Annotated in this window: 10 protein-coding genes; 9 read left to right on the top strand and 1 reads right to left on the bottom strand. The window is 33.7% G+C overall.

From position 1 onward, the window contains the following. Positions 1–194 precede the first annotated feature (194 nt). The gene (locus tag E7Z79_RS07645; protein WP_303739371.1) at positions 195–1,211 is read right to left on the bottom strand and encodes a tetratricopeptide repeat protein; all 1,017 of its coding nucleotides are present in this window, start codon (positions 1,209–1,211) and stop codon (positions 195–197) included. 118 nt (positions 1,212–1,329) lie between these two features. Between E7Z79_RS07645 and thsA the strand changes: the two genes are divergently transcribed. The 9 genes from thsA (at position 1,330) to E7Z79_RS07600 (ending at position 13,017) form a co-directional block, all read left to right on the top strand. Continuing rightward, on the top strand, positions 1,330–2,982 hold the full coding sequence (gene thsA / locus E7Z79_RS07640; RefSeq protein WP_303739370.1) for a thermosome subunit alpha: 1,653 nt from the start codon (positions 1,330–1,332) through the stop codon (positions 2,980–2,982). Positions 2,983–3,399: 417 nt separating this feature from the next. Further along, positions 3,400–7,026 carry a transglutaminase domain-containing protein gene (locus tag E7Z79_RS07635; RefSeq protein WP_303739369.1) on the top strand — a complete coding sequence of 1,209 codons (3,627 nt, stop codon included), beginning with the start codon at positions 3,400–3,402 and terminating at the stop codon, positions 7,024–7,026. A 130-nt stretch (positions 7,027–7,156) separates the two neighbouring features. Then, positions 7,157–7,870 carry a metal-dependent transcriptional regulator gene (locus tag E7Z79_RS07630; protein ID WP_303739368.1) on the top strand — a complete coding sequence of 238 codons (714 nt, stop codon included), beginning with the start codon at positions 7,157–7,159 and terminating at the stop codon, positions 7,868–7,870. 93 nt (positions 7,871–7,963) lie between these two features. Continuing rightward, on the top strand, positions 7,964–8,479 hold the full coding sequence (endA, locus tag E7Z79_RS07625; RefSeq protein ID WP_303739367.1) for a tRNA-intron lyase: 516 nt from the start codon (positions 7,964–7,966) through the stop codon (positions 8,477–8,479). Positions 8,480–8,577: 98 nt separating this feature from the next. Further along, positions 8,578–9,675: a tryptophan--tRNA ligase gene (locus E7Z79_RS07620; protein ID WP_303739366.1), complete on the top strand. Its 1,098-nt coding sequence runs from the start codon at positions 8,578–8,580 to the stop codon at positions 9,673–9,675. After that, a complete protein-coding gene (locus tag E7Z79_RS07615) occupies positions 9,672–10,289 on the top strand; it encodes a stage II sporulation protein M (RefSeq protein ID WP_303739365.1) in 618 nt (205 codons plus the stop codon). Before E7Z79_RS07620 ends, E7Z79_RS07615 begins: the two co-directional genes overlap by 4 nt. A gap of 33 nt (positions 10,290–10,322) precedes the next feature. Then, positions 10,323–11,519, top strand: coding sequence for a threonine synthase (thrC, locus tag E7Z79_RS07610; protein ID WP_303739364.1), 1,197 nt, complete (start codon positions 10,323–10,325; stop codon positions 11,517–11,519). Positions 11,520–11,768: 249 nt separating this feature from the next. Next, entirely contained in the window at positions 11,769–11,969 is a 201-nt protein-coding gene (locus tag E7Z79_RS07605; protein ID WP_292801799.1) for a histone family protein, read from the top strand. A 280-nt stretch (positions 11,970–12,249) separates the two neighbouring features. Then, the gene (locus E7Z79_RS07600) at positions 12,250–13,017 is read left to right on the top strand and encodes a hypothetical protein (protein WP_303739363.1); all 768 of its coding nucleotides are present in this window, start codon (positions 12,250–12,252) and stop codon (positions 13,015–13,017) included. The last annotated feature ends 244 nt before the right edge of the window (positions 13,018–13,261 follow it).

Raw genomic sequence — 13,261 nt, 5'->3', positions numbered from 1 at the left:
GCAAGTTCCACGTTTTCACTTTGACAAGATGGACAAACAACTTTTTTTCCAAGTCCTTTAAAGGAATTTCCACAGTCTTTACAATGATATTTTTTTGTTTTCAATTTTTTTAAATCAATATCGGCCATTGGCCCTCCACTTGAACACATTATAAATCACCTGTTATATTATATATATTATATATTATTAATAGTTTAGTTTTCTAGTTTTTTTCTAGTTTCATTTATTTTTTCAAGTGTTTCGCTGCTGTTGTCCAAATTGAATTTCAATTCTAAAAAGTATAGCAATTGATTATACAACTTATTTTTGTCGTATTCCTCAATCAGTTCGTTCAATGCATCTAAAATAAATGGATTTGGTCCTAATTGGATATTTTTGCCTGCAATGATGTCGGTGCATTCCTTCAGGGACAGTTCCATGTTATCTGTTTTTGACTGGATGAATTTGATTTCGGCATATGCAAGGGGACTTGCCTCAAACTCCATGCTGTAGATGTATAGTGCCAGTGCGGTTTCCATCTGGTTTTCCTCCACATAATAATATCCCAGATTTCTGTAGCATCTTGCAATGTCTTGAGGGTAATAGGCGTATTTCAGCGCATCGGATGTGCGAAGGACATATTCATTGAAGGTGTAGGTGTGAACTTTATATATTTCGGTCAATTCCAGTATTATTCTTGATGAAACAGGGTTGATCTTAATGGCCTTTTTCAGATATTCCTCCGCCTTATCGTATTGCTTTGACTCAAGAAGCAAAAATCCGTAAACATAATACAAATCAAGCAGGGGCTGATTGTCCGGGATATATCGCAATTCCTTTTTCAATCCGATATATTTTCTAAAGATTAGCTCTTCGAGAGGATTTGTAAAGTAATGGTACTCACTTACCTTGTCGTCTTCAAACATTGCAGGAAATGTTTGCATGAACTCATCAAGCTTTTTTAGGGGAGTTTCATAGTTGCCGTTTTCAATATCAAAATAAATGTCATTTAATATGTCAAGTATAGGATTTTCCCTTTCGGATATTTCAATGAATTCCTGCTTTTCATCGTCGCTCAAGCAGTCCCACATCATGCGGGAGATTTCTTTTATTATTTCCTTATTGTAGGGATGGTCCTTATAAACTTCTATTTGGCTTGATAGGTATTGTCTGTTTAAATCCTTATTTTCGCCTAAGTTAGATTTGATTTCTTTTATAATTTTTTCGTACATTAACACACCTAAAGTTACTTTAATGGGCAATGTTTTTATATTACCTCTTACCTATTTATTAATGTATAAAAACTTAGTTTTATATTTTATTTAAAAAAAATTTTAAGGTGATTATTAAATGGCAAATCAACCAATATTTATCCTTCCTGAAGGAACTGAAAGATATTCAAAAAGAGATGCTTTAAGAATGAATATCACAGCTGCTAAGGTATTAGCAGGTATTGTAAGAACCACTCTCGGTCCTAAAGGAATGGACAAAATGTTAACTAGTTCATTAGGTGATGTAACTGTCACCAATGATGGTGCAACTATCATGAGAGAAATGGAAATCAACCAACCTGCAGCTAGAATGCTTGTTGAAACAGCTAAAAAACAAGAAGAAATCGTTGGAGACGGAACCACTTCTGTTGTTGTTATTGCTGGTGAATTATTAGCTAAAGCTGAAGAGTTGTTGGAAGATGGAATTGCAACATCCATTGTTGTTAAAGGTTATAGAAATGCAACTAAAAAAGCAGTTGAGTTATTAAAAGAAATCGCAATTGATGCTGATGATGAAGAAACTCTTAAAAAAGTGGCAATTACTGCAATGAGCGGTAAAGGTTCAGATTATGCAAAAGAACACTTAGCAGATCTTGTCGTAAAAGCTGCATTAAGAATTAAGGAAGACGGCAAATCTGATATTGACAACATTAATATCCAAAGGGTTTCAGGAGATTCCGTAGAGGATTCATTTTTGGCTGAAGGTATTATCATCGATAAAGCTCCAGTATCCAAAAACATGCCTAAAGATGTTAAGGATGCAAAAATTGCTATCATGAAATATCCTCTTGAATTAAAAGACATGAATACCACTACCAAAATTGACATAACCAGTCCTGACCAATTCGAAGCATTCCTCCAACAGGAAGAAGACATGATTAAGGAGCTAGTTGACAAAGTTCTCGATTCAGGCGTAAATGTGCTATTCTGTCAAAAAGGTATTGACGACATGGCAGAACACTACCTTAAAAAAGCAGGAATCATGGCTTTCAAACGTGTTAAAAAATCTGACATTGAAAGAATCCAAAAGGCTACCGGCGCAAAACTTGTGACTGATATTGAAGACTTATCCGAAGATAAATTAGGTTATGCAGGCCATGTATATCTTGACAAAATATTTGATCACGAATTAACTTTAATCGAAGAATGTGAAAATCCAAAAGCTTCCTCAATTGTCTTAAGGGGAAGTACCCGTTACGTTACAGAACAAATCGCAAGAGCCATTGACGATGCTTTAGGAGTAGTCGGAGCAACCATTGAAGAAGGTAAAGTTCTCATTGGTGGAGGAGCTTGTGAAATCGATTTGGTAAAACAATTAAGAGAATATGGTGAATCCGTAAGTGGAAGAGAACAATTAGCTATATTAAAATATGCTGAAGCTTTAGAAGTTATTCCAAGAACCTTAATTGAAAATGCAGGTTTGGATACCATTAACTTGATTGCAGATCTAAAGGCTGCTCACGAAGACAACCAATTCATTGGAATTAATGTATTTGAAGGCAAAGTGGTTGACATGAAGGAAGCTGGCGTAATTGAACCTTTAAGAGTAAAAATCCAAGCTCTTCAATCAGCTGGTGAAGCTGCAGAAATGATCTTACGTATTGATGACATGATTGCAGCAAGAAATGCATTAAATTCTACCGGACCTGATGAGACCGGAAATGATGACAGCGGTATGCCTCCAATGCCTGGTATGGGTGGAGGTATGGGCGGAATGCCTCCTATGATGTAAAATTTTTAAAAATTTTACATATTTTTCTTTTTTTATTTTTCATGCTTATTTTCTAAGATACTTTATTAAATGCATTGTTTTTTATTCTAATTAAACTTTAATCGATGATTTTAAATTAAATAACTTTTTATCATGTCCTATTTCATATAATACTCATTAGAATGATGATTTTTAGTTTTATAATGTTACTTTACTTTAAAAATTATTTCATTTCATTAAATCATTTTATAGTCAAATTCAAAAAGAATTTTGATTTATAGTCAATTTTCATAAAGTTTTAACTTTATTTTTAGAAATTAAACTCATTTAATTGGATTTAGTTAATAAAAAGGTTTATATAAGATATTTGTAATAAATATAGGTACTGTGAGTCTATTCTCACAATGTTTAAAAAAATTGTTATGGAGGTAAATTATTTTGAACAAAAAAATATTGCTCACTTTGTTAATATTGCTCGCAGCTGTTTTGACAGTTGGCGCTATTTCAGCAAGTGATGCTAATGTTACAGATTCGTATGCTACTAACTTAGTAGATGACACATCAGATGTATCAGTCCCACTGGAGAATACTGCTGATTCATCAGAAATTTCTGTATCAAGTGATTCAAATGTTGATAATGGTTCATCTAAAGTTTCTCTATCAAGTGAAGAAGTTTTAGAATCTGAAGATTCAAATATTTTATCAACTAACTCGAACAGTAGTACTCTTTCAAGTAGTGATGATGGGGTCACCAATCTTTCAGCATCCAATATCGATGTAGTAAGTGAAGGTGACGTTTCTTCAAAAATAGATGTATCTAAGACAATCACTGCAAAGGATATTACTAAATATTATAAAGGAAGCACTCAATATAGCGCAACTTTCTTAGATGCCTATGGTAAACCATTAGCTAATACTGATGTTAAAATTACTGTAAACGGTGTTTCATACACCAAAAAAACTAATGCGAATGGGGTGGCTTCTTTAGCTGTAAATCTTAATCCTGGAACTTATAAAATTGTTGCGGTTAATCCTGCAACTGGATATAGCTTAACTAATAACTTTAAAATATTATCCACCATTACTGCAAGCAATGTTTATAAGATTTATACTGACGGTAGAAAATTCACCGCAACATTCTATAAAAGTAATGGTAAAGTGCTCGCTAAAAAATACGTCAAGTTCCAGATCAATGGAAAAACTTACAATGTTAAAACAGATAGTAACGGTGTAGCCAGTTTATCTTTAAAAGACCTTAAGAAAGGAACTTATAAAATAATATCTTATAACAGGGATGGTTTGACAAAAACAAATAAGGTTAAGGTTATTTCATATTCAAGCACTTCATTAACCACTTACACATACACATTCCTTAAGAGTGACACTAAAAAAATCAAAGTTAAATTGCTCAATAGATATGGCTATGCCCCAGGAAAAGGAAAAATTATTACTTTCAAAATTAATGGAAAAACTTACAAAGCAAAAACAAATGCTTATGGTAATGCTAAACTTAAATTGCCATCTTTGAGTGCAGGAATGCATACTGTAACATACAGCTTTGCTGGTAACCAATTTTATAAAAAATCCAGTGCAAAGGACAGAGTATATGTTATAACCACCAAGGAATCTACTTTCACAGTTAAAAGTACAACCACCTTTGGTCATGGTGCAAACACTCCGTTTAAAGTTGTTTTAAGTGCAGGCGATGTTCCTTTAGGTAAAAGAACAGTCACTCTTAATGTTGGCGGCAAGACTTATTCTAAAACCACTAATGCTTATGGTTACATATCTTTACCAATAGATTTGGAAATTGGTAAATATACCATGTCATATAAATTTGGCGGCAGTTCTAAGGTTAAATCAGCATCTGGATCTACTGCCATAACAGTTAAGCAAAGAGATGCTACTTCTGTAGTATGGAAGAGTGGAACCTCTTTCTATCAAGGTACAAATACATATAAGGTTCTATTGAAAAATTCAAATGGTCAGGCTTTAGCAGGCAAAGTTGTTAAATTATATGTTAACTCTAAAACTTACTCTGCTACCACATCTTCAAGTGGTTATGCGACATTCAATGTAGGTATGAATCCGGGAACTTACACTGTTACCTTTAAATTCTATGGTGACAATGATTATCTTTCCTCATCAGGATCTAATAAAGTCGAAGTTACTAAAAAGGTTTCTTCAAATGGATACGGATACTGGGTTTTCGGATCTGATATGAAAAATGTTAATCTGAACACTTTGGCTTCTCAGGGAACCACTGATTTGTTCTTGAATTTCTATGCGTTGACAGCTCATGGTCAGTCTGCTGTTGAATCATGGATTTCCAGTGCCAATAAATTAGGAATGAGAGTCCATATCTGGATGCAGGCATTTTATGATGGTGATTGGATCAATCCTGTTAAAAACGGTGCTCCAAACCAGGCATTCTTTAATCAGAAAATAACAGAAGCTAAAAAATATGCTAATATTAAAGGTGTTTCAGGGGTACATATAGATTATATAAGATATCCTGGAAATGCACATGCAACTTCCGGAGGTACTTCAGCAATTAATAGTTTTGCAAAACAAATTTCAAATGCTGTTCATGGAGTTAACTCAAACTTAATCGTTTCATGTGCTTTAATGCCGGAAACAACTGACAATAAGTATTATTATGGTCAGGACATGGCTACACTCAGTAAATATATGGATGTAGTTATTCCTATGATTTACAAAGGTAATTATAACTCCGACACTTCATGGATTAAAACCACTACAAAATGGTTTGTTGACAATTCTAATGGTGCCAAAGTATGGGCAGGTTTGCAAGGTTATTATTCTGATGAAAATACTGCTAAATTGCCTTCTTCTAAAATCAAGGAAGATTCACAAGCTGCAATCAATGGTAAAGGATCCGGTGTAATTATATTCAGATGGGGTGTTACTAATCTTGTTAGTTTCAAATCTCTATCAGGATATTTGGCATCTTCTGAGCCTTTTGCATCTGCTGCATCCACAACAACCGATGATGCAACCGATGCAACAACTGAAGTCGCTCCAGCATCTGCTTCAACCACTACAACTACAAATACTTCTTCATCATCAGCTACCATATCCATTAATGATATTATAGCTGGTGCAAAAACTGTTAAATCATATTATGAGACTAACAAAAAGGTATTAAGTAGTGTCAGTGCAGGAGGACAGACTTTCACTGCTCCTGAATTCTTATATCTTATGTCACAGGCCATTTATCAACTTGGTAATTCAAATAATAATGATATCACTATCATCAGAGGTGTTGCAAATCCTGAATCTCCTTTTGGAGATACTCTTAACGAGGAATTGTATAAGGAGGATTATCTGGTTGTAGCTAAAAACTTGGCTAATTATATAGTCAAAAACAATCAGGCTCCGAACTATTCATCATCTGCAGTTGGTGACATCATTTACTATGAGGTTGTCGATACATTTTCACGTATATTGGCATTTTATGGTAATTATGGACAATTGCCGAATTACTCAATGGTCGTCTATGGAACTACCAGTAGTGATACAAGCTCTGGAACCAGTACAGTTTCAATTGCCGGTTCCGGTTTGAATGAGAAAAATACTTTATCCGATGTAAGTGCATATCTCAAAGCCACAACTAACTGTCCAACTACCAATTCCGCAATTAAAAGCACTGTGAGTAAGGTAATAAGTGGAGCAACCACAACCAAAGAGAAAGCAGTAGCTATATTTAATTACGTAAGGGATGAAATCTCATACAGTTTCTATTCCGACACCAGATACGGTGCTGCAAGCACATTATCATATGGTAGCGGAAACTGTGTGGACCAATCTCACTTGTTGGTTTCTATGTATAGGACAGCAGGTATTGCAGCAAGATATGTTCATGGAACTTGTTATTTCACCAGTAGTGGAAGTACATACGGTCACGTATGGGTTCAGGTATTGGTTGACGGTGTATGGACCTGTGTAGATCCTACCAGTTCTAGAAATTCATTTGGAGTAATAAATAATTGGAATACTAAATCATTTACTTTACACAGTAAATATGCTAGTTTACCGTTCTAATTATTTTTTCTTTTATTTTTTTTTAATTTCTGTTTTTTTTATATTTTTTTCTCTTTTTATTTAGGTTTACCAAAACTCTTTTATACTGTTACCTATATAAAATATACTAATATAAATTTAGGTGACTTTCATGACTGAAGATAAAATAAGTGAAAACATTGAGGAATATCTTGAGGTTCTCTACCGTAATGGAAGTAATGGGGAACAGGTTTCCACAACACAATTATCAAAAGATTTGGGCATTGCACCGGGAAGTGTAACTCAAATGCTTAAAAAACTAGAAGATCTTGGTTACATTACATACACTCCATATAAAGGAGCTACATTGAGTGATGAAGGGATGAAAATAGCTCAAAAAATCACTAGAAAACATAGGATTTTGGAAAAATTTTTATTGGACATATTGAAAGTTAAGGAAGAAAATATTCATGAACAGGCCTGTGAGATGGAGCATACCCTATCTGATGAAGCGGAAAGGGCAATATGTACCATGTTGCATCATCCTGATTTATGCCCTAATGAAAATGTAATCCCTGCATGTGATTTTGATTTCGGCAGTTGTCAAGAATGTTTCTCTCAAAAAGACTTTGATCAAGTCATGAATAGGAAATTTAACTTATTATCAATTTCAGAGTTAACTGGAGATACTGAAGGTACTATTTCTTTCATTCGTGGAAATGACGATTTATTGGATGATATTACTCAAAAGGGCATTAAAGTGGGTCAACCTCTAAAATATGAATATGTTGAGAATAGTCTGACTGACAGCTATCTAGTCAATATTAATGATGAAGAGTTAAACATTTCTGCAGAAATGGCTAATAACATTTTTATCAGAGTTTAACTTTTTAAACTCTTTTTTTTACAAAAATTTTATATAATATTTTTTTCAAAATAATAAGCATTAAATATAATTTATTTCTTTTTTGGTGTTTTAATGCGCGGAGATTTATCTAATGATATTGTTTCAATTAAAATTGAAGAAGGAAGCAAAAGACCAATAGCTTTACATGAAAAAAGTAAATTTGGTAAAATCGAATCAGATTTTCTTCACCTTTCATTGATTGAAGCTTGTTATTTGCAGGAAAAAGGTCGTTTGAATATCTATGAAGATGACGTCAAATGCAGCATAGGCTATTTGATTGACCTTATTAAAGAACAGGAACTTTATGGAAAGTATGTTGTTTATCGTGATTTAAAAGACCGTGGTTATGTTATTAAAACTGGTTTTAAATATGGTACTGAATTCAGATTGTATAATCGTGGAGGCGGTCCGGGTCAGGGGCATTCTGATTATCTGGTAAAGATAATCTTTGAGAATTATGACATTAATGCGCTTGATTTTGCAAGTTATGTAAGAGTTTCACATGGTGTTAACAAGAAACTTCTTTTGGCAATTGTTGATGAGGACTTTGACATAACCTACTACAATGTTGAATGGACAAGACCATAAGTTTAATTAAAGAAATCATTTATATTTTAATATGCTTTTATATTTACTATAATAATTTTTAATCGTAAATTTAATTTAACATAGATAGTGGTGAAAAAATGGCAGATTTAATTGATCCATGGGCATCATTCAGCCTAGATTATGATAAATTGGTAAATCAATTTGGTATTGGAAAGATTTCAGATGTAATAGGAGATGTGAAAAACCCTCAAAGACTGATGAAAAGAGGAGTAATCTTTGGACATAGGGAGTTCAATGAAGTTGTTAATTTAATAAATCAGAATAAGGAGTTTGCAGTTGTAACCGGTATGATGCCAAGTGGACAAATGCACATAGGTCACAAAATGGTTGTTGACCAGATAAAATGGTATCAGGACATGGGAGCGATGCTTTCCTTGCCGATTGCTGATTTGGAAGCCTATGCGGCACGTGACATGAGCTTTGAAAAAGGTCGTGAAATTGCTGTAAACGAATATCTGACTAATTGGATTGCATTAGGTCTTGACCTTGAAAGGGACAATGTGAATGTTTATTTGCAATCCCAAAATAATCTGTTAAAGAATTTGGCATTCAAAGCTTCAATCAAAACTAATTTCAGTCAATTAAAAGCTATTTATGGATTTGAAAACTCAACAAATATTGCTCATGTACAGGCGCCTTTATTCCAGGTTGCTGACATTTTACTTCCGCAGATTGAAGAGTTCGGAGGTCCGAAAAAGGTTGTTGTTCCTGTTGGAATCGACCAGGACCCTCATATCAGATTGACACGTGATATTGCACATAAGCTCAATGAGGAAGAGGGATTCATATCACCCGCTTCAACATATCACAGATTCCTTACAGGCCTGACCGGTGATAAGATGAGCAGTTCAAAGCCTGCAACCGCAATTTATCTTAATGATGATACTAAAACCGCCGTTAAAAAGGTAAAGTCTGCAAAAACCGGTGGAAGAGAAACCCTGAAGGAGCAAGAGGAACTGGGCGGTGAAGTCGACAAGTGCGTGATATATGAAATGCTGCTATACCATTTCATTGATGACGATAAGGAGCTTGAAAAAATCAGACATGACTGCTTGAACGGAACATTAAGATGCGGTGAGTGCAAGGTCAGAACCGCTGAGCTGATGGAAGAGTTCATGGATGATTTGCATGAAAAACAGGTTGAGGCATCAGAAATTGCCAAAACATTGATATGATACTTGAAGAAGTCAAATCAGCATTTTGTGAAAACAAATTGGCTATTTATGCAGCAATAGCTATTTTATTCGTATCTTTGATATTGGGCTATCTTTTAGAGCCTTACTTGTATAGCTATTTTAACCCGATAGTTGAGGAATTGGCTCAGAATGTTAAACAGGGCACAATTAAATTGACTTTCATGAGCATATTTTCCAACAATATCAAGATCGTATTTTCGATGTTTATATTTGGAGTTACATGCTTCTTTTCGGCAGTTATACTCGGATTCAATGGATTTTTTGCTGGCTACTATGTTGCCACAACTGATGATTTGTTTGTGACAATGCTTTTGATAGTTCCTCACGGCATTTTTGAGTTTTCATCATGCATCCTTGCTTGCGCATCAGGCTTTGTATTATTCAGCTTCTTGTTCAAGTTCATTAAAACATTGCATGGGCAAGACAATGGTCCTGTTAGGGAGCTATTGTCAAATTCATTTGATGCAAGCTTTGTCAAATTAAAACAGGCAATAATATTGCTTGTCATTGCTTCAATCCTGATGGCAATTGCAGGTTTTGTTGAAGCTTATTTGACCCTTCCGATTGCCGAATTTATATTAAATTTTATATAAAATTAATTAAAAAGATATAGATAGTGATTTTTTATGATAAGATGTGTTTCTTGTGGAGAAGAATATGATGATGACGAGGTAATCTACACCTGTGAAAAGTGTGGATCAGTACTTGAACTCGTCAATGAGATAGATGTCTCAAAAGACATTTTTGATGGTAGAAGAGATAATTTATGGAAATTTAAAGAATGCATTCCTGTAGATGAGAAAAAAATAGTTTCCCTTGATGAAGGGGGAACACCATTCTGCAAATGCGATAAATTGGGTGAAGAACTTGGAGTAAACCTATATGTTAAAGTAGAAGGGTCAAACCCGACCGGAAGTTTCAAGGATAGGGGAATGACCGTAGGTATGACAAAGGCAATGGAATTGGGAGTCCATACCGTAGGTTGCGCTTCAACAGGTAACACTTCCGCATCACTTTCAGCTTATGCTGCACGTGCAGGATTACGTTGTATCGTATTCTTGCCGTCAGGTAAGGTTGCACTTGGAAAACTGGCACAGGCAATGTTCCATGGCGCTGAAGTAATGTCCATTAATGGTAACTTTGACGAAGCTCTTGAGGCAATGACTGCTCTTGCATTAGAAAAACATCTTTACTTATTAAATTCAATTAACCCGTACAGGCTGGAAGGACAGAAAACCATTGGTTATGAAATTGTCCGTGATTTAGGATGGCAAGCTCCTGACAGAATTATTTTACCTGTTGGTAATGCAGGTAACATTTCAGCAATCTGGAAGGGAGTCAGTGAATTCTATGATGCAGGATTCATTAAAGATCTGCCGATGATGACAGGTATTCAGGCGGAAGGCGCATGTCCTGTTACAAATGCATTTAAGAAAGGAGACAGGCGGGTTGTACCTGTAGAAAATCCTGAAACCATTGCAACCGCAATACGTATTGGTGCTCCAGTTAGTGATATAAAGGCTTTAAATGCTATTTATGATTCAAACGGTTACTCAGAAACAGTAACTGATGATGAAATCCTTGATGCACAGAAATTACTTGCAAGAACTGAGGGAATTGGTGTCGAACCAGCTTCAGCAGCTTCCATTGCAGGTCTTAAAAAACTTGTGGCTGAAGGAGTAATTGACAAAGGTGAAACCATCACTTGTGTAGTTACTGGACACTTACTTAAAGATCCTAACACTGCTATTGATGCATGTACACAACCTACACAGGTTGATGCAGATATAGACACTTTAAGAGAGATTTTGATGAACAAATAAAAATTGCTTTAAATCTCTTTTAATTTTAATTTTTTCTTTTAATTCTGTTATATTCGAACAGAATTTATACTTTTTTTATTTAGGCCGATGTGTGAAAAACATTTCCTTATATATTCGTGTCACTATTTATGTTAAAATAACATAGGTAGTTTTGTTGTAATTTTTAAAAATCACCGATGTAAAAACAATAGATTTATATATAAGCAAATTAAAACTATTATTAACCAAGTTAAATGTGAGGTGTAATAAATGAGTGAATTACCAATTGCTCCTGTAGGCAGAGTCCTCAAAAATGCTGGTGCACAAAGAGTAAGTGATGATGCAAAAGTCGCTTTAACCGAAGCAATCGAAGACTACGGTAACGAAATCGCACAAAAAGCTGTAGGATTTGCTCGCCACGCAGGCAGAAAAACCGTAAAAGCTGAAGATGTAAAATTAGCAATCAAATAGATTTGTTGATGATCATTTTCTAGATAGTAATTTTTTTACTATCCTTTTACAAATTTTTTTTTCTTTTTTGAATTAATTTTTTTTATCGCAAAATTCGACTTATTTTAAGTTATTTTCCTTTTTTTTTAAAATTATCAGACAGTTATGGGATGAAAACTGAAAACACAATTTTAAAAGAGATTCAGTTGTGGATAAATTATATATTATTAATTATATAAATATAACAATCATGTTATAAATTTGGAGTTTGGTCATTAAGCTTCAAAAGAGGAGGAAAATAATGAATATTAAATATTTTTGTGTAGTATTGGCGATATTTTTATTAGCTATTTCTACAGTCTGTGCTGCTGAAAATATCACGAACAATGAATCTGTGTTATCTACTGTAGAATGTGCTGATAATTTATCTATTTCTAGTGAAGTTGTTTCTGTGGATGGTGGGAATGATGATTGTTTATCTGTTTCCAATGAATATGATGTTTTAAATGCTTCTAGTGATGTTGTTTCTGTGGATGGTGGGAATGATGATTGTTTATCTGTTTCCAATGAATATGATGTTTTAAATGCTTCTAGTGATGTTGTTTCTGTGGATGGTGGGAATGATGATTGTTTAGCTGTTTATAGTGATGAATTTAGTGTATCTATGGTAAGTAATGGCTCTGTTGCGTTTCCTGTTGAATCTAAATTATCAGTATCTAATAATCAGCCTATAATTTCCGTGTCAGTCAATAAAGAAAATTCTAAATTAACTAGCATTTATGATAAGGTGTATTCAACAAAAAAGTGGAAAACCATTGGATTAGGATCCTTGAAATTAAAATACAAATGGTCCAAGAAAAAAATGAATAAGGTATCTAAAAAGAAATCAAAAATCATTAATAAAAGATTAAAGAGAATAATGAAAAAATACGAGAAAAAAGGTTGGCATTATGATAGAGTATTTTATAATTATAACTATGGCAAATACTCAGCTAAATTTAGGTATTATATACAGTTCTATAAAACAGTATACTATAATGGATATGGTGATGTATTGTATATTTGCTAACCTTAATTTGTTTTGAATCTGTAAAACATTTTACAGATTCTTTTTTTATATTATATGTAAATATTTTTTCATGCGCCTTTTTTATCTTTTGGTGTTGTTTCATTTTATGTTTTTTAGAGACTCTTTTTACAAACATTTATATACTATACTAACCAATTTAATATTGTCTAGTTCTCTAGAATTATTTCATTAATTACTAAATTTTTATTTTTAGTTTTGCTAAAAATTATTTAAATTCAGAAGT

This window comes from Methanobrevibacter thaueri (assembly GCF_015062905.1).
Classification (GTDB): domain Archaea; phylum Methanobacteriota; class Methanobacteria; order Methanobacteriales; family Methanobacteriaceae; genus Methanocatella; species Methanocatella thaueri_A.
The sequence above is the reverse complement of the archived record's forward strand: the minus strand, read 5'-3'. Positions and strand labels throughout refer to the sequence as shown.